General features: G+C 66.1%; 21 protein-coding genes. 17 read left to right on the top strand and 4 right to left on the bottom strand.

Features of this window, described 5'->3' with window-relative positions; genetic code table 11:
- The first annotated feature begins 29 nt into the window (after positions 1–29).
- From miaB to GJ672_RS08085, 17 genes are all read left to right on the top strand, one after another.
- Positions 30–1,409 (top strand): tRNA (N6-isopentenyl adenosine(37)-C2)-methylthiotransferase MiaB, encoded by a 1,380-nt coding sequence (gene miaB, locus GJ672_RS08165; RefSeq protein ID WP_154296720.1) that lies wholly within the window; start codon positions 30–32, stop codon positions 1,407–1,409.
- Entirely contained in the window at positions 1,406–2,392 is a 987-nt protein-coding gene (locus tag GJ672_RS08160) for a PhoH family protein (protein ID WP_154296719.1), read from the top strand. The genes miaB and GJ672_RS08160 overlap by 4 nt, the downstream gene beginning before the upstream one ends.
- 12 nt (positions 2,393–2,404) lie before the next feature.
- Positions 2,405–2,842 carry an rRNA maturation RNase YbeY gene (ybeY, locus tag GJ672_RS08155; protein ID WP_154296718.1) on the top strand — a complete coding sequence of 146 codons (438 nt, stop codon included), beginning with the start codon at positions 2,405–2,407 and terminating at the stop codon, positions 2,840–2,842.
- Positions 2,843–2,939: 97 nt separating this feature from the next.
- A complete protein-coding gene (locus tag GJ672_RS08150; RefSeq protein ID WP_154296717.1) occupies positions 2,940–3,824 on the top strand; it encodes an HlyC/CorC family transporter in 885 nt (294 codons plus the stop codon).
- The gene (lnt, locus tag GJ672_RS08145) at positions 3,821–5,317 is read left to right on the top strand and encodes an apolipoprotein N-acyltransferase (protein ID WP_229381871.1); all 1,497 of its coding nucleotides are present in this window, start codon (positions 3,821–3,823) and stop codon (positions 5,315–5,317) included. The genes GJ672_RS08150 and lnt overlap by 4 nt, the downstream gene beginning before the upstream one ends.
- Before the next feature lie 52 nt (positions 5,318–5,369).
- Positions 5,370–5,897: a zinc ribbon-containing protein gene (locus GJ672_RS08140; protein WP_154296716.1), complete on the top strand. Its 528-nt coding sequence runs from the start codon at positions 5,370–5,372 to the stop codon at positions 5,895–5,897.
- 47 nt (positions 5,898–5,944) lie between these two features.
- On the top strand, positions 5,945–8,536 hold the full coding sequence (gene leuS, locus GJ672_RS08135; protein WP_154296715.1) for a leucine--tRNA ligase: 2,592 nt from the start codon (positions 5,945–5,947) through the stop codon (positions 8,534–8,536).
- The gene (gene lptE, locus GJ672_RS08130; RefSeq protein WP_154296714.1) at positions 8,533–9,048 is read left to right on the top strand and encodes an LPS assembly lipoprotein LptE; all 516 of its coding nucleotides are present in this window, start codon (positions 8,533–8,535) and stop codon (positions 9,046–9,048) included. The genes leuS and lptE overlap by 4 nt, the downstream gene beginning before the upstream one ends.
- Before the next feature lie 6 nt (positions 9,049–9,054).
- Positions 9,055–10,074, top strand: a complete 1,020-nt coding sequence (gene holA, locus GJ672_RS08125) for a DNA polymerase III subunit delta (RefSeq protein ID WP_154296713.1) — start codon at positions 9,055–9,057, stop codon at positions 10,072–10,074.
- 20 nt (positions 10,075–10,094) lie between these two features.
- A complete protein-coding gene (locus tag GJ672_RS08120; RefSeq protein WP_154296712.1) occupies positions 10,095–11,378 on the top strand; it encodes a glutamate-5-semialdehyde dehydrogenase in 1,284 nt (427 codons plus the stop codon).
- Positions 11,375–12,040 (top strand): nicotinate-nucleotide adenylyltransferase, encoded by a 666-nt coding sequence (gene nadD / locus GJ672_RS08115; RefSeq protein WP_154296711.1) that lies wholly within the window; start codon positions 11,375–11,377, stop codon positions 12,038–12,040. The genes GJ672_RS08120 and nadD overlap by 4 nt, the downstream gene beginning before the upstream one ends.
- A gap of 32 nt (positions 12,041–12,072) precedes the next feature.
- Positions 12,073–12,459 (top strand): ribosome silencing factor, encoded by a 387-nt coding sequence (gene rsfS, locus GJ672_RS08110; protein WP_154296710.1) that lies wholly within the window; start codon positions 12,073–12,075, stop codon positions 12,457–12,459.
- Positions 12,460–12,462: 3 nt separating this feature from the next.
- Entirely contained in the window at positions 12,463–12,930 is a 468-nt protein-coding gene (gene rlmH, locus GJ672_RS08105; RefSeq protein ID WP_154296709.1) for a 23S rRNA (pseudouridine(1915)-N(3))-methyltransferase RlmH, read from the top strand.
- A 27-nt stretch (positions 12,931–12,957) separates the two neighbouring features.
- Entirely contained in the window at positions 12,958–13,572 is a 615-nt protein-coding gene (locus tag GJ672_RS08100; protein WP_154296708.1) for a nucleoside triphosphate pyrophosphatase, read from the top strand.
- Entirely contained in the window at positions 13,569–15,047 is a 1,479-nt protein-coding gene (rng, locus tag GJ672_RS08095; RefSeq protein ID WP_154296707.1) for a ribonuclease G, read from the top strand. Before GJ672_RS08100 ends, rng begins: the two co-directional genes overlap by 4 nt.
- 2 nt (positions 15,048–15,049) lie before the next feature.
- Positions 15,050–18,844 (top strand): YhdP family protein, encoded by a 3,795-nt coding sequence (locus tag GJ672_RS08090; RefSeq protein WP_154296706.1) that lies wholly within the window; start codon positions 15,050–15,052, stop codon positions 18,842–18,844.
- Positions 18,837–19,676, top strand: coding sequence for a carbon-nitrogen hydrolase family protein (locus GJ672_RS08085; protein ID WP_154296705.1), 840 nt, complete (start codon positions 18,837–18,839; stop codon positions 19,674–19,676). The genes GJ672_RS08090 and GJ672_RS08085 overlap by 8 nt, the downstream gene beginning before the upstream one ends.
- Here the strand turns inward: GJ672_RS08085 and GJ672_RS08080 are convergent.
- The 4 genes from GJ672_RS08080 to GJ672_RS08065 are packed head-to-tail and all read right to left on the bottom strand — an operon-like array spanning position 19,661 to position 23,546.
- Positions 19,661–20,500, bottom strand: a complete 840-nt coding sequence (locus tag GJ672_RS08080; RefSeq protein ID WP_154296704.1) for a symmetrical bis(5'-nucleosyl)-tetraphosphatase — start codon at positions 20,498–20,500, stop codon at positions 19,661–19,663. The two genes, GJ672_RS08085 and GJ672_RS08080, sit on opposite strands and share 16 nt — an antisense overlap.
- 8 nt (positions 20,501–20,508) lie before the next feature.
- The gene (rsmA, locus tag GJ672_RS08075; protein WP_154296703.1) at positions 20,509–21,303 is read right to left on the bottom strand and encodes a 16S rRNA (adenine(1518)-N(6)/adenine(1519)-N(6))-dimethyltransferase RsmA; all 795 of its coding nucleotides are present in this window, start codon (positions 21,301–21,303) and stop codon (positions 20,509–20,511) included.
- A gap of 3 nt (positions 21,304–21,306) precedes the next feature.
- Positions 21,307–22,269: a 4-hydroxythreonine-4-phosphate dehydrogenase PdxA gene (pdxA, locus tag GJ672_RS08070; RefSeq protein ID WP_154296702.1), complete on the bottom strand. Its 963-nt coding sequence runs from the start codon at positions 22,267–22,269 to the stop codon at positions 21,307–21,309.
- Positions 22,269–23,546, bottom strand: coding sequence for a peptidylprolyl isomerase (locus tag GJ672_RS08065; protein ID WP_154296701.1), 1,278 nt, complete (start codon positions 23,544–23,546; stop codon positions 22,269–22,271). The genes pdxA and GJ672_RS08065 overlap by 1 nt, the downstream gene beginning before the upstream one ends.
- Position 23,547: the final 1 nt, after the last annotated feature.

Below are 23,547 nucleotides of genomic sequence, written 5' to 3'. Positions count from 1 at the left end.
GCGGGTACGGCCCTAGTATTCTGCAAGCCATGACACAGAAGGTTTACGTTCGAACCCACGGCTGCCAGATGAATGAGTACGACTCCATCAAGATGGTGGATGTGCTTGCCGCCGAGGGTGACTATCAGCGGGTCAAAACGCCGGAAGAAGCCGACGTTATCCTGCTCAACACCTGCTCCATCCGCGAAAAGGCCCAGGAGAAGGTGTTCTCCGAGCTGGGCCGCTGGCGCGAACTCAAGGCCGCCCGGCCGGGGACGCTGATCGGTGTGGGCGGTTGCGTGGCCAGTCAGGAAGGCGCCGCCATCGTCGAGCGCGCTCCCTTTGTGGACATGGTGTTCGGGCCGCAGACACTGCACCGCTTGCCGGACATGGTGAAACAGGCCCGCGACAGCGGTCGCGCGGTGGTGGACATCAGCTTCCCGGAGATCGAGAAATTCGACCGCCTGCCCGAGCCACGAGCAGAGGGCCCCACGGCCTTCGTCTCCATCATGGAAGGCTGCAGCAAGTACTGCAGCTTCTGCGTGGTGCCCTACACCCGGGGCGAAGAAATCAGTCGGCCGTTTGAGGATGTGCTGGCCGAGTGCGCGGAGCTGGCAGAGCAGGGGGTGCGGGAAGTCACGCTGCTGGGCCAGAACGTCAATGGTTACGACGGCCCCACCGATGAGGGAGAGCGGGCGGATCTGGGGCTGCTTATCCACTACATTGCGGCCATCGATGGCATCGAGCGGATACGCTTCACCACCTCTCATCCGCTGGATTTCAATCAGTCCCTGGTGGACGCCTACGCCGAGGTCCCCGAACTGGTGGGGCACCTGCACCTGCCGGTGCAGAGCGGCTCGGACAACATCCTCACGCTCATGAAGCGCAACCACACCCGTGAGTATTTCCTCGACCTGGTGAACCGGCTGCGGGAGGCGCGCCCGGATCTCACCCTGTCGTCGGATTTCATCATTGGTTTCCCCGGCGAAATGCGCAAGGACTTCGAAGCCACCATGGATCTGGTGGAGCAGGTGGGTTTCGACCAGTCCTTCAGTTTTATTTACTCGAAGCGACCGGGTACCCCTGCTGCGCAGCTGCCGGACGCGGCATCCCTGGAGGACAAGAAAGCGCGCCTGCAGCGGTTGCAGAAGACCCTGGATGCCAACGCGGCCGCCATCAGTGAAGCCATGGTGGGGCGCGTGGAGTCGGTGCTGGTGGATGGCGTATCCAAAAAGGACGCCGCCGAGATCAAGGGGCGCACCGAAAACAACCGGGTGGTGAATTTCCCGGGCAATCGGCGGTTGATCGGCCGCTTCGTGAACGTTCGCATCACCGAGGCGCTGGCGCATTCCCTGCGTGGCGAAATGGTCGGTATCGACCTCGCGCGGGAGCCGGACCTTCAGGTCGATGACATTGGTGTGGCGGGTTGAGCGCGCGTCCCGAAGCCATCGACTTCACCCTCTCGCCCCCGGATAACGACCGTCTGGCCAACCTGTGTGGCCAGTTTGATGAAAACCTCCGGCAGGTCGAGCGTCAGCTGGGTGTCGAGATCGAAAATCGCGGGCACCGCTTCCGGGTCATCGGCGAGGACGACTCGGCCAGTATGGCGGGCGAGGTCATTCGCGCTCTCTACGAAAGCACTGCCCGGGAAACCATCGGCGCCGAAAATGTGCACTTGCAGTTGCGCAGCACCGAAGCCGAAGTTGACACCGAGGGCGCCCGCTCCTCTGATACTTCCGGGGAAGTGGTGATTCACACGCGCAAGGGCATGATCCGCGGGCGGGGTCCTAGCCAGCGTAATTATCTGACAGCGATTCGAGGCTGCGACCTGAATTTCGGCGTGGGCCCGGCAGGGACTGGCAAGACCTATCTGGCGGTGGCCAGCGCGGTGGAGGCGCTGCAGCAGGAGCGGGTCCAGCGCCTGGTGCTGGTTCGCCCTGCGGTGGAAGCCGGAGAGCGGCTGGGGTTTCTGCCCGGCGACCTGGCCCAGAAGGTGGATCCCTATCTGCGGCCCCTTTATGACGCGCTGTTCGAAATGCTCGGCTTCGAGCGGGTGAACAAGCTCATCGAGCGTAACGTCATCGAGGTGGCTCCGCTGGCCTACATGCGAGGCCGGACGCTGAATGGTGCCTTCATCATTCTGGATGAAGCGCAGAACACCACTGTCGAGCAAATGAAAATGTTCCTGACCCGCCTGGGATTTGGCTCAACCGCGGTGGTGACCGGGGATGTCACCCAGATCGACCTGCCCGCCGGCAAGACCTCTGGGCTGAGGGATGCGGTGGACGTGCTGCACGACATCGACGGCGTCAGTTTCACCTTCTTCAATGCCCATGACGTGGTCCGTCATGACCTGGTCCAGCGGATCGTTCGCGCTTATGACCAGCGCGAGGACGGAGCAGCAAGCCGCTGACACCGCACCCCCATGGCTGACATCGACTTTGAGTGTCTTAGCAGGGCCGCCGTGCCCGACCCACAGGATTTTCATCGCTGGGCCACCGCGGCCCTGCAGGGGCGCCATGCCGAACTGGGCATTCGCGTGGTGGACGAGGACGAGGGGCGCCGACTCAACCGTCGGTATCGTGGCCGGGACAAGCCCACCAATGTGCTTTCCTTCCCCGCTGATCTGCCCCCGGGGGTTGATTTGCCCCTGCTGGGAGACCTGGTGATCTGCGCACCGGTGGTCATTCGCGAGGCCGGGGAACAGAATAAGGACGTGACCGCCCATTGGGCCCATCTGACCGTGCATGGGGTATTGCACTTGCTTGGGCACGATCATGAGACTAGCGTGGAAGCCGGTCTGATGGAGGAACAGGAGCGGCGTGTTCTGGCCGGGCTGGGTTTTTCGGATCCCTATGACTGAGAGCCTCGGATCGGCGGTTTGGATCGGTTAGGGCGCTGGGGCACAGCGCGCTAACCCATCGACCGTCAGGTCGTTAACTGAGGCACAAAAGAGCGGAATGGGATTGGATCAGTCCGGGAGTCGTCGCCCCGGCCAGCGAACCTGGCTGGGGCGGATCGGTCAGGCATTAGGGGGCCAGGAGCCCAGGGATCGGGATGAGTTGGTGCAGGCCCTGCGGGGCGCGCATCAGCGGAACGTCATGGATGCGGATGCGCTGTCCATGTGCGAGGGCGTCCTGCATGTGGCGGATCTGCAGACCCGGGACATCATGATCCCCCGGTCCCAGGTGTCGGTCCTGCCCCGCTCGGAATCCGTCTGGGACCTGCTCCCCACCATCGTCGAGAGTGGTCATTCCCGCTTTCCGGTCACCGGCGACAATCGGGATGATGTCATTGGCATTCTGATCGCCAAGGATCTTTTGCCCTACCTCAATCCCGAGCAGCAGCGGGAATTCCGGTTGCGGGAGTTGCTGCGCCCGGCGCTTTTCATCCCCGAAAGTAAACGCCTGGATGCGCTGCTCAAGCTGTTTCAGGAATCCCGCAGCCACCTGGCGGTGGTGGTGGATGAATATGGCGGACTGGCGGGCATTGTCACCATCGAGGATGTGATCGAGCAGATCGTCGGCGAAATCGACGACGAGCACGATCTGGACGAGGACACCTGGATCCTGAGTCGCAGCGATGATGGCCGGACCGTGGTGAAGGCGCTCACCCCCATCGACCTGTTCAATGAGCACTTTGGCACGGCGCTGGATGAAGAAGAGTTCGACACCATCGGTGGCCTCATCGCCAACTATGCCGGCCATATGCCCCGGCGTGGCGAAACCGTCTCCGTACAGGGCCTGCGCTTTGAGGTGTTGCGGGCGGACAGCCGCCGGCTGCATCTGCTGATGGTCGCCCCACAGGCGGCGCCCGTGACCGAGCGGGAAGAGCGGCGCTCATGACGCTGCTACGGCCACCCCTGGCTCTGCTTGCCGGTTTGCTCATGCCGCTGGGATTCGCGCCGTTCAGCCAGGCCTGGGCGCCGGTGGTGGGGCTGGCACTGATTTTTTCGTTACTGGCCCCACCCCGAGTGAGTCCCGGGCGGGTCCTGCTCCTGGGCTATCTGTTTGGCCTGGGGTTTGCCGGGTTCGGCGTTTACTGGATTCATCACAGCATCGCCAACTATGGCGGCGGCCCACTGGCAGCGGGGATCGCCATCGGCGTGTTGGTGGCGCTGTTTGCCCTGATTCCCATGCTCGCGCTGCTGCTGGGCTGGTGGGCCGGCCGTCACTACCGGGCGATGGCGTTGCTGGTGGTATTCCCGGCCGCCTGGGTCCTGGTGGAGTGGGTGCGGAGCTGGTTGTTCACCGGTGCCACCTGGCTCAGCCTGGGCTACACCCAAGTGGATACGCCGCTGGCGGCCTACGCGCCGGTCCTCGGGGTGTACGGGCTGAGCGCGGCCGTGGCGTTGCTGGCCGGCGCGCTGGCCTGGTGGGGGCGGCGCCCTCTCTCGTTGCGGGTGCTGGCGCCGACGGGCATGGCGGTGGTGCTGGGGGGCGGTGCGATCGGCCTGGATCGCCCCTGGAGCGAGCCCACCGCCGACCCGCTCACCGTTGCCATGATCCAGGGCAGTATCCCCCAGTCCCGAAAATGGGATCCGGCGGAAAGCGGCGCCATCCTGGCAGAGTATGAGGCGCTCACCCGGGATGTCTTTGGCGCTGATCTGATCGTCTGGCCGGAGACGGCGGTGCCGGCCGTGTACCACCAGGCCCGCCCCTGGCTGGAGGACCTGGCCGCCGACGCCCGCGCAGAGGGCAGTGATCTGGTGCTGGGAACGCCCGCGGCGGATCCGGTGGGCAACGGATTATTCAATGCGGTGGCCGTTCCCGGCGACACGACTCAGTTCTACTACAAGCGCCACCTGGTGCCCTTTGGCGAGTATGTGCCCTTTCGTGATCTGGCCGGGGGGTTGCTGAATTTTGTCGGCACGCCCCTTGGCGACTTCAGTGCCGGTGTCTCCGCCGAACCGCTGAACGCTGCGGGTCATGCCATTGGTGTGAGCATTTGCTACGAAATCACCTTTGGCCGGCTGGTGGCGGACTCGCTGCCCGAGGCGACCATTTTGCTGAACGTCAGCAATGACGCCTGGTTTGGCGACACCACCGCACCCTGGCAGCATCTGGAGATGGCTCGAATGCGGGCGCTGGAAACCGCCCGCCCGCTGGTTCGGGCCACCAACACCGGCGTCTCGGCACTGATTGATCCTCAAGGGCGGGTCACCCTCAGCGGCCCGCTGTTCCAGCAGGTGATCCTCGAGGGTGAGGTGCAGCCTCATACGGGCCTGACGCCCTACCTGCGATGGCGGGACTGGCCCATGGCCGGGGTGTCCGGGTTGGTGGTGCTGGGCATGGGGCTGTTTGCCCGGCGGCGGTATCAACTGTTTCGCGAGGTCTAGCCCGTCAGCGTTACACTGACCGGGCACAGATACGACGCCGGAGGGCCAACCAATGAGCGATAACGAAGAAAAGCGGCAACGCGAGGTCCATGGCTACGAGCGCATGGTCGAGCGGCTGCGTGACCGCCTCGAGAGCACCGGCGAACGGGTGGGAAACAGTGTCAGGGAGGCCCTGGACACGGCCCGAGAAACCAGCGTCGAGCTTGGCGAATTGACCCGCGACGAGGCGGACCGCGTGGCTCAGTGGCTGCAGAGGGACCTGGAGGACGCCGCCGCCTACGTCGAAAAGGCCCGCGGGACCTACAGCGACTGGCTGTACATGGATCTGCAGCTGGTGGAAAACTGGATCTGGGATCGGTTTTCCTCGGTGGCGGATCAGACCCGACTGGAATGGCAGGCATTCAACCGCGAGCTCACCGCTGCCTCCCGGTATCACACCGGCGAGATTACCGGGCCGGGGGTACTGGAGTGTCGGGAGTGTGGCGAGCGCCTGCACTTCGGTCGGGCGGGACACATTCCGCCGTGCCCCCGCTGCCATGGCAGCCGCTTCGAGCGGACGGTCAGGCCATCCACGGACTGACCGGTCCGGGTGCAATTGGACAGGGCGCCGGGGTATCCTCTGGCGCCATGGAAGCACACTACAACCCCACTGACATCGAGCAGGCCGCGCAATCCTGGTGGGATGCCCAAGGCACCTTCCGGGTCACCGAAGATCCTCACCAGCCCACTTATTACTGCCTGTCCATGCTGCCGTACCCGAGCGGGCGGCTGCACATGGGGCACGTACGCAATTACACCATCGGGGACGTAATCAGTCGCTTTCAGCGCATGCAGGGGCGTAATGTCCTGCAGCCCATGGGCTGGGATGCGTTCGGCCTGCCCGCCGAGAATGCGGCCATCAAGCGAGGCGTGCCGCCGGCCAAGTGGACCTACGAAAACATCGCTCACATGCGCCGACAGCTTCAGCGCATGGGGTATGGCTATGACTGGGATCGTGAAGTCACCACCTGCTCGCCTGACTACTATCGCTGGGAGCAGCTCATGTTTACCCGCCTGCTCCGGGAGGGCCTGGTTTACCGGGCCAAGGCGGTGGTGAACTGGGATCCGGTGGACCAGACCGTGCTGGCCAACGAGCAGGTGGTGGACGGCCGCGGCTGGCGATCCGGGGCGCTGGTGGAGCGCCGGGAGATTCCCCAGTGGTTCGTTCGCATTACCGCCTATGCCGATGAACTCCTGGACGGTCTGGACGATCTGCCCGGCTGGCCCGAGGCGGTCAAGACCATGCAGCGCAACTGGATTGGTCGCTCCGAGGGCGTCGAGCTGGACTTTGCCCTGGCCGAGGGCGGCGAGCCACTGCGGGTTTACACCACCCGCCCGGATACGCTCTACGGTGCGACCTACATGGCCGTGGCCGCGGACCATCCGCTGGCCGTGGCGGCCGGCGAGCGGGACCCGGACGTGGCCGCTTTTCTGGACGAGATCCGTCGTGGCGCGGTGACCGAAGAGGCGCTGGAAAAGCTCGAGAAGAAGGGCATGCCCCTGGGGGTGGAGGCCATTAACCCCCTGTCCGGAGAACGCATTCCCGTGTGGGTCGCCAACTTCGTGCTGATGGGATACGGCACCGGCGCCATCATGGCGGTGCCGGCTCACGACGCCCGTGACCACGAATTCGCCACCCGGTATGGACTGCCCATTCGTCAGGCCGTGGGGCCGGCGGACGGCACCGCCATTGATGTGCAGGCAGAGCCCTGGGCGGCCAAGGACAATCTGGTCACGGTGGATGCCGGCGAATTCAGCGGCCTGGATTTCACCACGGCCTTCAATGCCATCGCCGACCATCTCGAGGCCCGGGGAATCGGCGAACGCCGCACCAATTACCGGTTGCGGGACTGGGGGGTATCCCGGCAGCGATACTGGGGCTGTCCGATCCCGGTGATTCATTGTCCCGATTGTGGGGCCGTGCCGGTGCCGGAAGCGGACCTGCCCGTCACCCTGCCGGAGTCAGTCAGCTTCACTGGCGTCAAGTCCCCGCTGAAAACGGATCCGGACTGGCGCCGGGTGACCTGCCCGACCTGTGGGGGCGAGGCGGAGCGTGAGACCGACACCTTCGACACGTTTGTCGAGTCGTCCTGGTACTACGCCCGCTACTGCTCTCCGGACGCCGACGACATCCTCGACCCGCGGGCCAATCACTGGCTGCCGGTGGATCAGTACATCGGCGGCATTGAGCATGCCGTCATGCACCTGCTGTATTTCCGCTTCTGGCACAAATTGATGCGGGATCAGGGGCTGGTCAGCAGCGACGAGCCGGCGACCAACCTGCTCTGTCAGGGGATGGTGCTCGCGGAGGCGTTTTACTTCGACAGTGACACCGAGGGCCGGGTCTGGGTGGCGCCGTCCGAGGTGGATATCCAGCGGGATGCCAAGGGTCGTATTCTTCGGGCGACCCGCCGCGCCGATGGCGTCGAACTGGTGTGCACCGGCTGGACGACCATGTCCAAGTCCAAGAACAATGGTGAGGATCCCGAGACCCTGGTTGAGCGCTTCGGCGCCGACACCGTGCGGCTGTTTACCATGTTTGCCGCGCCGCCGGATCAGGCGCTGGAATGGCAGGACAGCGGCGTCGAGGGTGCGTCGCGGTTTCTGCGGCGTCTGTATGGCCTGGTGCTGGATCACGTCCAGGCAGGGCCGGTGCCGGCCGGTCGCAGCGACTCCCTGGACGAGGCAGGTGCCGAGCTGCGACGCAAGCTGCACGAAACCATTGCCAAGGTCACCGATGACCTGGGTCGACGGTATACCTTCAACACCGCCATTGCCGCGGTCATGGAGCTGTGTAACGCCCTGGGGCGCTATGACACCGAGGGCGACGCCGCCCGCGGCCTGCGTCAGGAGGCGCTGGAGGCAATCGTGCTGCTCCTTCAGCCCATCACGCCGCACCTGAGTCACTCCCTCTGGCAGGCATTGGGGCAGGCCGGCGCGGCGGTTGACCAGCCCTGGCCGGTGGTTGATGAGTCGGCGCTGGCCCGGGAAACCCTGGATCTGGTGGTGCAGGTCAACGGCAAGCTGCGCAGCCGTATTCGGGTGGCGGCGGACGCGGCGGAAGCGGTCATCCGCGAAGCGGCGCTGGAGGACGAAAACGTCCAGCGGTTCCTGGGTGACGGGGCCGTGCAGCGGGTCATCGTCGTGCCCGGCCGCCTGGTGAATGTGGTGGCCAAGTGACACGGGTCGGCCCGGTGGCGCTGCAACGACTGGTTGCCTGCCTGCTGGTGGTGCTGTTGGCGGGCTGTGGTTGGCAGCTTCGAGGCACCGTTGGTGGCGGCCTGGCCGACGTGCCGGTGCAGGTGACCGGAGACACGGGCAGTCGTTTGGGGGAACGGGTCAGCAGCGAGCTCGCGAATCTGGGGGCTCGCGTTGTGTCGGATGCCGCCCAGGCGCGGCTGGTGGTGGAAGTCGCTGACGCCAGCCGAAGCCGCCGAACCGTCGCCACCGATGACCGCGGGTTTGCCACCGAGCGCGAGGTCACCTACCGGCTTCGATTCCGGGTTCGCCCCGGCGGCGAAGCGCCACCGGAAGCCACCGCTGGTCCCCTGCAGACGGTGACCACCCGGGGCGCTTACCCGGTGGATCCGGACAACCTGCAGGCCAGCGAGGCCGAGGAAGACGCGCTGGCAGCGGATCTTCGGGATGATGCCATCCGTCTGATGTTGAGCCGAGTGGCCCGGAGCCTCTGAGCCGTCATGCCCGAGGTGCGCATCGATCAGCTGTCCAGCCGTGTGGCGAAGGGCCCGGATCCGGTGTACCTGCTGGCCGGGGAGGAGCCGCTACTGGTGGAAGAAGCCCTGGATGACCTGCGCCAACAGGTCAGGGAACAGGGCTTTGACGAACGGGAAGTGCTGCATGCCGATGGTCAGTTCGACTGGAAGCGCCTACAGGACGTTGCTCGGAGCCTGTCGCTGTTCAGTCAGCGCCGTCTGGTGGAAGTGCGCCTGCCAGGGGGACGCCCCGGCAAGGAGGGCGCGGCGGCATTGAAGGACTATGCGGCGGCACCACCGACGGACGTGGTGCTGGTGTTGATCTGCGGCAAGCTGGAGCCGGCACAACGGAAAAGTGCCTGGGCCGGCGCGATGGCCCAGGCTGGCGTCATGAGTTATGCATGGCCGGTGAAGCGTCAGGAGCTCAGCACCTGGATCAGCCGCCGCGCCCGGTCGCGGGGGCTTGCCCTGGATGCCGATGCAGTGTCGGTGCTGGCGGAGCGTAACGAGGGCAACCTGCTGGCGGTCGCCCAGGAGATCGACAAACTGCGGCTGCTCGGCGGCGATCAGCCGTTGGGTGCGGACCGGGTGCGGGAGGCCGTCGCGGACGGGGCACGCTTTGCGGTGTTTGATCTCCCGGATGCGGTTCTGGAAGGCGACGTGTCCCGCACGATGCGGGTGCTTCGACGACTGCGGGCCGAGGGAGAGGAACCGGTTCTCGTGCTCTGGGGGCTCAGCCGTGATCTGCGGGTACTGGCGGAGCTCCAGGCTGCTGGTGGCGGTGGCGCCGACAGTCAGGCGGTGCTGCGGCGGCATCGGGTCTGGAAAAACCGGCAGAGTCGACTGCAGCGTCTGGCCCATTTTGCGCCGGATGACGCCTGGCCAGCGTTGCTGGCGCGGGCCGCCGCCGTGGATCGGGTGCTCAAGGGCGCGGAGCGACGGCGTCCGTGGGACGAACTGATAGAATTGGCGACCGACATGGCGCGGATTTCCGCGCCTCACTAACAGGACTGGAGAGCATTGAGATGCAGGTAAGGGAAGCCGCCGCCGGAGATGATATCGCTGAATATGTTCGTGCCCTGGGGCGTCAGGCCAGGGACGCGGCATCGGTGCTGGCGGCCAGCGACAGCGGGATTCGCAGCGCGGCTCTGAAAGCCATGGCGGAAGCGATTCGTCAGGCGGCTCCGCAACTGCAGGAAGCCAATGCCCGCGATCTGGCCGCAGGCCGCGAAAACGGTCTTGACGAGGCGCTGCTGGATCGACTGGCCCTGGATGGGTCGCGGATCGAGGCGATGGCGACAGGCCTGGAGCAGGTGGCGGCCCTGCCGGATCCGGTGGGCGCCATCGAGAACCTCAACCCCATGCCGTCGGGCATCCGCGTCGGCCGCATGCGGGTCCCCCTCGGCGTGGTCGGAATTATTTACGAGTCGCGTCCCAATGTGACCGCCGACGCGGCCGCACTGTGCCTGAAATCCGGCAATGCCTGCATTCTCCGGGGCGGATCCGAGGCGCAGCACTCCAATCAGGCCATTGCGGCCTGCATTGCCACGGGCCTCGAGAGTGTCGGGCTGCCCCGCACGGCGGTTCAGGTGGTGGAGACCACGGATCGGGCCGCCGTGGGTGCACTGATCACCCTGTCCGATCTTGTGGACGTGCTGGTGCCCCGGGGCGGCAAGGGGCTGATCGAGCGCATTATGCGTGAGGCCACCGTTCCCATGATCAAGCACCTGGACGGCATTTGCCATTGCTTCGTGGACGGCGCCGCGGATCTGGATATGGCCGAACGGGTGGTGGTGAATGCCAAGTCCCAGCGTTACGGCACCTGCAACACCCTCGAGACACTGCTGGTGGACACGCGGGTGGCCGCGGAGCTGTTGCCGCGCCTGCAGGCCCGCTTCGACGAACTGGGGGTCGAGGTCCGGGGCTGCGAGCAGAGCCGGCGCCTGGTGCCGTCCATGACGCCCGCCGTTGACGCCGACTGGGACACCGAGTATCTCGCCCCCATTCTGTCCGTGCGGGTGGTCGATGGCCTGGATGAGGCCATGGCCCATATCGCCCGGCACTCCTCCGGTCACACCGAGGCCATCGTGACCAGCCATCAGCCCAGCGCCGAGCGTTTTCTGCGCGAGGTGGACTCCAGCTCGGTGATGGTGAATGCCTCCACCCGGTTTGCGGACGGGTTCGAGTATGGCCTCGGCGCCGAGATCGGAATCAGTACCGACCGGCTTCATGTGCGCGGTCCGGTGGGCCTTGAGGGTCTCACCACCCAGAAATACATCGTGCTCGGCGAAGGGCACATTCGCGAATGACGGACACCGGCGGTTCGCCGGTGGCGGTGCTGGGTGGAACCTTCGACCCGGTCCATTGGGGCCATATCCGTCCTGCCGTCGAGTTATTGCAGGCCCTCGGGCTCTCCGAGGTCAGGATGGTGCCGGTGAGCGTCCCGCCCCACCGATCCCAGCCTCGCGCCGATGCGGCATTGCGCTGTCGGCTATTGCGACTGGCCGTGGAAGACGTGCCGGGTCTGGTGGTTGATGACCGGGAACTGCGCCGGGCCGGTGCGTCCTACACGGCGGACACGCTGGCATCGCTCAGGCGTGACCTGGGTCCCCGTCGGCCCCTCTGTTTCATCATGGGCAGCGACGCATTCCGCGGCCTGACGCAGTGGCATCGCTGGCGGGAGCTGACCGGCCTGGCGCATCTGGTGGTGACCACCCGGGGCGGCGATGCCGGCGGTGGGTGGTCGGACACGCTGGCCGGCTGGCTGACGGCCCGACGGGCCGTGAACCCGGCTGAACTTCGCCGGTCGCCGGCGGGCCGTGTTTGGTTCCAGCCGGTTTCACAGCTGGAGATTTCCGCGACGGCGTTGCGCCGGTCCCTGGCCCAGGGGTATTCAGTCCGCGGGTTGGTACCGGACCGGGTCTGGACCGCGCTATCAAGGTGCCGGGGCTACGGTTATCCCCAGCAGTAAGGGCGACATGCCCGGGAGGATGCAGACGCATCATGACTAAAACCATTCAGTCATCCGAGGATCTCCGTCACTGCGTGGAAACGGCGCTGGAGGACATGAAGGCCGTTAACCCGCGACTGATTGATGTGCGGGGCAAGACCGCCATCACCGACTACATGCTGTTCGCTTCCGGCAACTCAAGGCGTCATGTTCGCTCCATCGCCGAGTCGGTGATTGAGGCTGCCCGTGACCGGGACCAGCGTCCGTTGGGGGTGGAGGGCCTTGAGGGCAGCGAATGGGTTCTGGTGGATCTCGGTGACGTGGTTACCCACGTCATGCTGGAAGATGTCAGAGATTTTTACCGCCTGGAGCGGATCTGGGCGGTGGAAGAGGGCGAATCCGATCCTGACGTTCCCTCCGAAACCGAGCCCGGAGAGTGACGGGTGCGGCTTGATGTGGTGGCGGTGGGCCGCCGACCACCGGCCTGGGTCCAGACCGGATTCGACGAGTTCGCCGGGCGCATGCCTCGACACCTTCCTCTGGGGCTGCACGCGGTCAACCCGGGGGCGGCACGGCGGGGTGGCGACCTGGACCGCGCCCGTGCCCAGGAGTGGCAAGCCCTGCAGTCAGCGGCCGGCGGGGCCCGTCTGGTGGCCCTGGATGAACGGGGGCAGCAATGGTCGACCCGGGATCTGGCAGACTATCTGGACGATGCCATGCAGCAGGGCCAGGATCTGGCGTTCCTGATTGGGGGCGCGGACGGGTTGGATCCCGCGGTCAAGCGGGCGGCCGAGCGCCGCTGGTCGCTATCGGCGCTGACCCTGCCGCACATGCTGGTCCGGGTGGTGGTGGCCGAGCAGCTTTACCGCGCCTGGACGCTGCTTTCCGGGCATCCCTATCACCGGGCCTGAACGGCCCGTCCATGCAAGGAGGCTACGATGCCGGACCCTGAACATCCCGATCTCTATCTCGCCTCGACGTCTCCCCGGCGGCACGAGATTCTCCAGCGCATGGGTGTGCGCTTTGAAACCCTCCACCAGGGCGTTGACGAGGCGGTGAATGAGGAGGAAACCCCGGAGGTCTTCGTGGTGCGGCTGGCGCTGGAAAAGGCGCGCGCCGGACTGGCGTCACGACCTTCCGGCTCCGATCGGCCGGTGCTGGGCGCCGACACCGCCGTGGTGCTGGAAGACGAGGTCCTTGGCAAACCGGGCAGTCAGGCCGAGGCGGCGGCCATGCTGCAGCGGCTCGCCGGGCGCAGTCACCGTGTGCTGACCGGCGTGGCACTGGTGGACGACAGCTACGAGGCCACGCGCCTGTCGCTGAGCACGGTTACCCTGCGTCCACTCCTGCCTGGCGAGGTCGACGCCTACTGGCGCAGCGGCGAGCCGGTGGACAAGGCCGGTGGCTATGGCATTCAGGGTCGTGGCGGGGTATTCATCGAGCAGCTTGAAGGCAGCTACACTGGCGTCATGGGCCTGCCGATGTTCGAAACCCACGACTTGCTGACTGACTTCGGCATTGACTACCAGGTTGGCTGGTCGGCGGAGCAGTGAGCCAGGAAATCCTGGTCAACCTCACGCCGCGCGAGACCCGGGCAGCGGTCCTCGATAACGGCAGCCTCCAGGAAATTCACATCGAACGTTCCCGGCGCCGGGGCCTGGTGGGCAACATTTATCTTGGCGAGGTCGCCCGGGTGCTCCCTGGCATGCAGGCAGCCTTTATCGAGGTGGGTCTGGATCGCACCGCTTTTCTTCATGCTTCCGACTTGACCGTCGGTCAGGCGGATGTTGCCGGCACGGTGCCGGAGACACCGCCGGAGACACCGCCGATCCAGCAGCTGGTGCGTGAGCAGCAAAGTCTGCTGGTGCAGGTGCTCAAGGATCCCATCGGCAGCAAGGGCGCGCGTCTGACCACCCGCCTGTCGATTCCATCCCGCTACATGGTGCTGCTGGTGAATGCGCCGGGGATCGGTTTGTCAGCCCGGATCGAAGCCCCGGAGGAGCGCTCCCGGCTTCACGGGATGGTTGAGACGTTAATGGGGCCGGACTGCCCCCACGGGTGCATCCTGCGAACCGCGGCCGAGGGTGTCGACGCCGGCGCTCTGGCCCGGGACTGGGAATTTCTGCAGAAGTTGTGGGCGGCTATCCGTCGACGCGGGGAGGAGGCCCAGCCCGCGACCCGACTGCATGACGACCTGCCGCTGATGCTGCGTATCCTCCGCGATCTGGCCAGCGATGATGTGGAGCGCATCCGGGTGGATTCCCGGGAGGGGCACGAGCGCATGCGCACGTTCTGTGAGGCGTTCCTCCCGGAGCTGCTGCCGCGCCTGGAGCATTACCCCGGCGAGCGGCCGATTTTCGACCTCTACGGCACCGAGGATGAAATCCAGCGCGCTCTGCAGCGCCGGGTGGCCCTGAAATCCGGGGGTTATCTGATCATTGATCAGACCGAAGCCATGACCACCATTGACGTGAACACCGGGGGTTATGTCGGGCATCGGACGCTGGAAGAAACCCTGTTCAAAACCAATCTGGAGGCGGCTCAGTCCATCGTCCGGCAGCTGCGCCTGCGCAATCTGGGCGGCATGATCATTGTGGACTTTATCGACATGGAAGATCCGGACCATCATCGCCAGGTGCTGCGGGCACTGGAGAAGGGGCTGGCCCGGGATCATGCCCGCACCCAAATCAGTGGCATCTCCGCACTCGGGCTGGTGGAAATCACCCGCAAGCGCACCCGGGAGTCGTTGCAGCATGTGCTGTGCCGGGAATGCCCCACCTGCGGTGGCCGGGGTTATCTGAAAAGCGCCGAGACCGTGGTGCACGAGATTGCCCGCGAGATCATTCGCGCCTCCCGTCAGTTCGAAGTCACGCAGCTGCTGGTGCTGGCCGCCCAGGAGGTGGTGGACCGGGCCATCGACGAGGAAAGCGACAGCTTTGCCGAACTCGAGACGTTCGTGGGCCGACCGATCCAGTTCCAGGCTGAACCGCTCTATAACATCGAGCAGTTCGATGTGGTGCTGATGTAGACATGAGCCTTCGCCAGACTCTGCAACGCTGGATCTGGCCGCAACGGGGCGAGCGCCTGAAAGCGGTCCTCGTTTACGGGGTGGCGGCCTGCGTCGTGGCCATGGCGGTGGCACTAACCGGCATCCGTCTGGCATTCGCTTTCGCCCCGGCGCTGGTAGAGCGCGTGGAGGCGGTGGCCAGTGGGCACCTGGGGGCCGACCTCTCCATCGGCGAACTGGATGCCAGACTGGCGGGATGGCGACCCAGTCTGGTGTTGTCTGATGTGGTGATCCGTCACGTCGATGACGAAGATCAGGGTCAGCCGTTACGCCTGCAGTCCCTGTCGCTGGTGATCTCGCCATGGGCATCCCTCCAGCAGCGACGCTTTCAACTGCATTCCCTGGAGGCCTCCGGCCTGGAGGTCGCCGCCCGGCGGCAGGCCGATCAGACCTGGCGGCTCGCCGGCCTGCTGCCGTTGCCAGTCCAGCAGCGCGGCGTCTCCCTGGAGCGGTTTATCGACGTACTCCGGGATCTGCCCGTGGATCACCTGCTGATTCGCGACTCGCGTCTGCTGGCTCAGGACGATCCGCTGGGGGTGCAGATGAGCTTCGACCCGGTGGCCCTGCGCTGGCGTCAGACACCGGCGGGAGAGTGGCGCTTCGCGGTGGACGCCCGAGCGGGTGAGCAGCGCATGCGGGGGCGGCTTCGGGTGCCGGCCGGTGACCCGGCGGCCACGCGGGGCTTTATCGATCTCAGCGGGATTCATGGCCACGCTCTGCCGCGACTGCCTGGGCCGGCGGCGCTGCGACCCGACCCCGATGCCCGGCTCAATGCCCGTCTGTGGCTGGATTTCCCGGAGTCGGGACTGCCCCGCTGGCAAATGCATCTGCAGGGCGAGGGGCTCAACCTGTTGGACGGATCGCTGGATCAGATGGATGCGGTGGGGCAGTGGCACCGGACGCCGGAGGGCTGGCAGGGCGGCCTGCATCCCCGCCAACTGCTGGACCGCGAGGCCCGGCCCCAGTCGGTGGGTGACCTGGCGTTGGGGCAGGCAGCCGGCAGCCCATGGCGGCTGAAAGTCGAGGCGCTGCCCCTCGCCTGGCTCGCCCCGCTGGCGCCGGAGCTCCAGCGGGGTGATTTTGCGGTTGCGGGGCATGTGCAGGATCTGGCTGTCGTCTGGGAGTCCCCGAGCCACTGGCGGGCTCGCGGTGACGTGCGGGACGCGGAGCTGCTCCTCCGCGGTCAGGGTTTAACGGCCAGCGGCGAGCAGCTGAGCGTCGAACTCGGCCCGCGGGGTGGGCAACTGACGCTACAGGCGGGAGCGGCTCAGGTGGGCGACGGGTTCCTGCGTGAGGGGGTATCGGTGACGGCCCTGAGCGGTGGGCTGGCCTGGTGGCAAGCAGGGAACGGGGAATGGCGCGGCTCGTTGACTGACACGCAGGGTGTTGTGGGTGGCGCCCCTTTCCGTCTCTCCGGTGGTCTGTGGGCGGCGGCGGGGCAGTCCCCGTTTGTGGACCTGCAGGCAAGCCTTGGTGGTCTGGACGCCGATCGGGTGCTGGCTCACCTGCCGGAGTCGGTGATGCCCCCCGCGGCGGTGCAGTGGCTGGATGAGGCCATTGTCGGCGGGCGGGTCGCGGCTGTCTCGGGCCGCCTCGCCGGGCCGCTGGATGCCTTTCCTTTCGATGAGAAACCCGGGGTTTTCGACCTGAAGGCTCGGGTCGAGGACGTCGAGCTGGCCTTCTGGCCGGATTGGCCCAGTCTGGAGCATCTGGTGGGGACGCTGCGATTTCGCAACCGCTCCATGGGGGTCGAGGCGGAATCCGGTGTGATCAATGGCGTGCGGGTTGATTCGGCAAGCGCCTCCGTCGATGACCTGCAGGCGGCGGTGGTTGAGGTGAATGGCCGAATGAACGGCCCGTTGACCGCCATGGTGGATACGCTGCTCCGATCACCGCTGGCGGATCCGGCCGGGCCGCTGTTGACGCTTTCCACCCGGGGTGAGGGGCAACTGAATCTGTCGCTGAAACTGCCACTGGACGGTCGCGAGCCGGATGTTGATGGAATACTGTCACTGGCCGGTGCGGAGGTCGCTTCGCGACAGCCGGCGGGCACCCTTTCCGAGATTCATGGCGAGATCCGCTTTAACCGCGACGGGGTGCGCTGGGACGGGCTGCGGGCCCGTTTGCAGGGCCGGGACCTGATTGCTCAGGCGAGAACCCGGGGAGAGGGTGCATCCGCCGGGATACGGATTGATGCCACCTCGGTGCGGGGATTGGATGACTGGCCGGGCATGGCCCTGCTGAGTCCCTATGCCCATGGCGAGAGCCGCTGGCGCCTTCGCTGGGAGCAGCCGGGATTTGCCGGATTGGACCGTGGTCAACCGGTTCCCGGTGCGCTGACATTGCGAACGGACCTGTCCGGAGTCGGCATCGAAGCACCGTTGGGGCTGTCCAAGTCGGCGGAGGAAAGGGTCGATCTGCAGTTTGCCTGGGAGAGAACCGCTGACGGGCAAGTGGAACGGGCCATTCGTTATGGGGACCGGCTGCGGCTTCGGGAGCAGGCATCGTCGACCAATGCTCGCCGGATCGCGGTGCATTGGGGTGCGGACTCTCCGCCACTACCCGACCAGCCGGGAATAACGCTGACCGGTGCGTTGCCGGTGCTGGATATTGCGGACTTTGACGGGCCCGCGGGCAACGGCTTGACCCCTGATGCGCTTGCCGGCCTGCCGCCTTTGCAGCGGGTCGATCTGCGGGCGGAGGGGCTTGATGTGGGGCGATGGCGCCTGGGAGCGATTCATCTCGAGGGCAGTCCATCCGGGTTGTCGGAGCCTTTGTCGGTGAGCGGGTCAGCGGTGGGTGAGCTCCAGTGGCAGCCCGACAATCGCCATCTGGCGGTGGACCTGGAGCGCCTGGACGCCAGCGTCCGCGCCGAGCGCGGACAGCGCACTACGGCGGAGCAGGATCGCGCATCGTTATTGGCTCGAGGCAACAGCCTGGACGTCAGTGCCCGGGCTCTGGTGCTGGCGGGGCAGCCCATGGGGGCTCTGGAGTTTCGGGTTGAGGGTGGCGGTGAGCAGCTGCGCAGGGCCCGCCTGGCACTGGCGGGGGAGGTTGGCGAGGTGGAAGCCGCCCTCCAGCAGGTAGCGCCGGGCACCGATCGCTACCTGCTGCGCTTTGATGTTCACGCGGATGATGCCGGATCGCTGCTGACGGGCATCGGGCTCGACGACGCCATGCGCAGTGGCCAGGGGTATTTCGGTGGCGAACTGAGCTGGCAGGGCGCGTTGTTGCAGCCGGATCGATCCACGCTTGAAGGGCGTCTCAGTGTCAATCTGCGCAATGGCTCGCTGCCGGCAGTGGAGCCCGGGGCGGGGCGAGCTCTCGGCCTCTTCAGCCTGTCGGTTCTGCCCCGCCGTCTGGCCCTGGATTTTTCGGACGTGGTGGGGGCCGGACTGCGGTTCGACTCGCTGCGGGGCGCCTGGGTCGGTAATCAGGGTCGGCTGTTCACGGAGGATCTGGCATTGAAGGGGCCGTCCCTCAATATGGCCCTGGTCGGGACCACCGACCTCGCGACGGAGACCTACGATCAAACCGTTACCGTGACGCCACGGGTTGGCTCGACGGTGGGTTTTCTGGGTGGCGTGGCCGGCGGTCCCGTCGCCGCCATCATGCTGTTTTTGACCCGGGATTTGCTGGAGCCGGAAATTGATCGAGCCAGTGAGGTGCGTTACCGCATTCAGGGGCCGTGGGCCGACCCCCGGTTCGAACTGATCGGCACCGGCGTCCGCCGCAATGGAGCAAACCGTGATGACTGAGCCAGCCAAAGCCGCCGCCGTACAGATGGTTTCCGGTGATCAGGTGGATGCGAATCTGTCGGCGGCGGCAGAGGGCATTCGGCGGGCGGCAGATCGGGGTGCCGAGCTGGTGGTGCTGCCGGAGAACTTCGCCTTCATGGGGCGGCACCAGACGGATGTGCTCGGGGTGGCCGAGGCGGATTCGGATGGGCCGATGCAGACCTTTCTTGCCAGGGCGGCCGAGCGGCATGGCATCACCCTGGTGGGGGGCAGCCTCCCCCTGAACGGCCCGGAGGCGGGGCGGGTCCGGTCGGCCTGTCTGGTCTACGGGCCGGACGGCCAACGCCTCGCCCGTTACGACAAGCGCCACCTGTTCGATGTCACTCTCACCGGCGGCGAGGGTTATCGGGAGTCGTCCACCTTTGCCGCCGGCGATCGCCCGGTGACCGTGGATACGCCGGTGGGTCGACTGGGACTTTCCATTTGCTATGACCTGCGCTTCCCGGAGCATTACCGCGAACTGGTGGCGGCGGGTGCCGAGATACTGTTGGCTCCCTCGGCGTTTACGGCGGCCACCGGTGCCGCCCACTGGGCCATCCTGGTTCGGTCCCGGGCCATTGAGAACCTGTGCTTCATGGTGGCACCGAATCAGGGCGGCACACATGTCAACAACCGATCCACCCATGGAGAGAGCATGGTGGTGAGCCCCTGGGGCGAGGTGCTGGCCCGTTGCCCGGTGGGAGGTGGCGCCGGCGTAGCGGTGGCGCCCCTGCCTCTGTCGGAGTTGGCGCCCCTACGCCAGCGCTTTCCGGCGCTCACGCACCGCCAGACAACGGATTACCCGGGGACCTGACGGGCGCTACAGTCCACGGTGGTAAACCGAGGGGAGGGCTCGTCCAGGTGCAGCGCGGTCAATTGCCCGCCCCACAGGCACCCAGTGTCCAGCATGACGTAACCCGGCCCGGTCCGGCGCCCCAGGCGGGACCAGTGGCCGGCGATCACTCGGGTGTTATCGTCCATCAGGCCGTTCAATCGCCGCGCCTCGTACCAGGGCCAGTGGTCAGGCGGTGCCTCCTCCGGAGGGCCCTTGTAATCGAACAGCAGCTGACCATCAGCCGCGCAGTAGCGCATTCGGGTGAAGCCATTAATGACATAGCGCCAGCGATCCCACCCGGTCAGCGTGGGGGTCCAGCGATCCGGCCGATTGCCGTACAAGTTCGCCAGCAGCGTCTGCCAGTCAGGCCCCCGAAGCCGGGATTCCAGCTCACCCGCCGCCTTCCAGGCATCCGACAGCGACCAGGTCGGGGGCACGCCCGCGTGCACCAGGACCCAGTCTCCCACCGGCGGGCGTGTCATCAAGGGGCGATGGCGAAGCCACTCGAGCAGGGACTCCCGATCCGGGGCTTCCAGCAGCGAGTCGAGCTCGTCCCTTCGCTGCCGCCGGCCGGTGCCAGCGGCCACGGCGAGACAATGGATGTCATGATTGCCCAGCACCGCTTCAACCGCGCCTCCCAGACTGCTGAGAAAGCGCAGCGTTTCCGCCGGCTCCGGTCCGCGGCCCACCAGGTCACCGGTCAGCCAGAGGGTGTCCCGTGCCGGGTCAAAATCCAGTTTGCCGAGCAGAGCCTTGAGGGAGCTCAGACAGGCGTGAATGTCACCTATTGCATAGTGAGCCATGCCGTTTCCTAGCGGGCCTGTCGGCGGGCTTTGAGTTGCGAGGCCAGTCGGCCGTAGCCGCTGAGATCCACCTGTTCCGCCCGGGTCCCCGGATCAACGCCGGCGTTCGCGATGGCGTCCGCGGTCAGCAGCCCACCCAGGGCGTTACGAAGGGTCTTTCGCCGCTGGCCGAAGGCGGCGGCCACCACCTCGGCCAGGCATCCCGACTCCACACGGGGCATTGGCGGCTTGCGGTGGGGCAGCAGCCGGACGAAGCGAGAGGTCACCTGAGGGGCCGGCCGGAAGGCGCCAGGCGGAACGTCGAACAAGGGTTCCACCTGGCAGCGATATTGCAGCATCACCGAAAGGCGGCCATAAACGCGGCTGCCTGGCACTGCGGCCATTCGCTCCACCACCTCCCGCTGCAATAGCAGGTGCAGATCATCGACCCGGGCCAGTGACTCGGTGAGATGGAACAGCAGCGGCGTTGAAAGGTTGTAGGGCAGGTTGCCGACCACCCGTTCGGGTACTTCATCGCCGCAGAGCCTGGCAACCGGATCGGCCAGTGCGTCCCCCTCCACCACGGTCAGGGCGCCGGTCCGGTTTTCCGGCCAGCGCCGCAGCTGCGCCGCCAGATCCCGGTCCACTTCGATGGCGGTGAGATTGACCCCGGCGTCGAGGAGGGGGCGGGTCAGGGCGCCCTGGCCCGGACCGATTTCGAGAAAACGCTGGCCCGGTTCGGGGCGGATCACTGAGATCATCTGCTCAATGACCTGACGGTCATGCAGAAAATTCTGGCCGAAGCGTTTCCGCGCCCGATGCATGGCCTAGCCGCCGTGTTGGATCATTCGAAGCGCCTCACGCACCGCGGCACGGAAACTGCCCGGATCCGCGGCGCCCCGTCCAGCCAGATCCAGAGCGGTGCCGTGATCCACCGAGGTGCGGATGATGGGCAGCCCCAGGGTGATGTTGACCGCCTGCCCGAACCCCACATGTTTGAGCACCGGCAGTCCCTGGTCGTGATACATCGCCAGCACGGCGTCGGCCTGTTCGAGATGGTTCGGCGTAAAGAGTGTATCGGCAGGCAGGGGGCCGAGGAGATCCATGCCCTCCGCCCTCAGCTCGTCCAGCAACGGCTCAAGCACATCCAGCTCTTCTCGGCCCATATGGCCGGATTCGCCGGCGTGGGGATTGAGGCCGGCCACCAGGATTCGAGGCGCCGAAATGCCATAGCGGGCTCGCAACGCCTGATGCAGGACCCGCAGGACGGCTTCGACACGTTCCCGGGTCAGGGCATCCGGAACCGCGCGCAGGGGCAGATGGGTGGTGGCGAGGGCCACCCGAAGCGTATCCGCCGCCAGCATCATCACCGGCATTGGGGTGTCTGTCAGTTCCGCCAGGTACTCCGTATGACCACTGAAGGGACGGCCGGACTCATTGATGACGCCCTTGTGGACCGGACCGGTGACCATCGCATCAAAGCGTCCCTCCATGCACCCGGAAACCGCGGCGCGCAGGGTTGTCAGCACATGCTCGGCATTGGCAGGATCAAGCTGGCCCGGTCTCGCCGGCGCGCTGACCGGAATCGGCAGAACCTCCAGGGTGCCGGGCACTGGCACATGGTTCGGCTCGTGGAGCACTGCCTGGGCGCCGGCAGCCCGGAGCAGATCCGGATCCGTGATCGCCACCAATCGGGCCTCGGGAAAACCACCGGCCAAGCCGGCCACCAGTTCCGGACCGATACCCGCCGGTTCGCCGGGGGTGACGGCGATGCAGGGCCGCTCAGTCATCACAGGCGATCGAGACGGGACTCAACATAGGCCTCTTCGCGTAATTCCCTCAGCCAGAGTTCGATTTCCTCCTCGGCCTTCTGGGAGCGAATGGCGCGGGTGGCTTCCTCCCGGGCAACCTCTTCGCTGACATCGCGTTCACGGCGGTCCTGGACCTCGGCGATGTGCCAGCCGGCTCCGGTTCGGAACGGTTCGCTGATGGCCCCCTCGGGCAAGCCCTGCACCGCGTCCCGAAAAGAATCGGGCAGCTGGCTGACGGTTACCCATCCCAATTGCCCGCCGCCGGACGCGCTGCTGGCGTCATCGGAATTGCTGCGCGCCAGGGCAGCGAACTCGGCGCCATCCCGCAATCGGTTTCGCAGCGAAGTGAGACGCAGACGGGCGTCCTCGTCGCTGACCACCTCGTTGGGCTCGATGAGAATGTGGCGGATGCGGAGTTGCTCCACCAGTTGGGCGTCCGGATCGCGAATCTCGTCCACACGATAAATCTGGAAGCCCGCCGGCGTGCGCAGGGGAGCGGTGTATTCACCGACACTCAATGCCCGAATGGCATCCGCCGCACCGGGAGGCAATGCCGAACTGGTCCGCCAGCCGATTTCGCCGCCCTCCAGCGCGTTGCGGGCGTCCGATACCACCGTGGCGAGCTGCTCAAAGGACTCCCCCTGCTCAAGGCGTTGGATCACGGACTCGGCCTCCTCCCGGGCCGCCTCAATGGCCTGCGCCGAGGCGGCCTCGGGGATGCCGATCAGAATCTGGGAGAGGCGGTACTCGCGGCTCTGCCCCCGATTACGGGCCAGGAATTGTTCGATCTCCTGGCTCGTGATCTCGATCCGACGCTGCATTTCCGAGCTGTGCAGCCGGTCGATGATGATTTCGCGGCGAAGCTGATCGCGGAACTGGGCCATGTCCAGCCCCTGTTCCTCAAGGGCATCCCGCAGGCCTGCCAGACTCAGATTGTTGTTGTCGGCAATCTGGCGGACGGCCCGGTCCAGTGTCGCCGAATCCACCCGAATGCCGCGACGCTCCGCCACGTTGATCTGCAGCGTCTGCATCACCAGCCGCTCCAGGACCTGGCGTTGCAGTTCTTCCTCCGGCGGCATGCTCATGCCCCGCTGCCGCATTTCCATGCGCACCGAATCCATCTCGGCCTGAAGCTCGGAGGCCAGGATCACGTCCTCGTTAACCAGTGCGACGATCCGGTCCAGCAGGACCTCGTCGGCCTTGGCGGTGCCAAGGGTCAGTAAAAAAATCAGGGCGGCAAGGAATGCTCTGAACATG

Source organism: Spiribacter sp. 2438 (assembly GCF_009676705.1).
In the GTDB taxonomy this organism is placed as follows: Bacteria; Pseudomonadota; Gammaproteobacteria; order Nitrococcales; family Nitrococcaceae; genus Spiribacter.
Note: the sequence above shows the minus strand (reverse complement) of the source record. Positions and strands in the feature narration are given on the sequence as shown.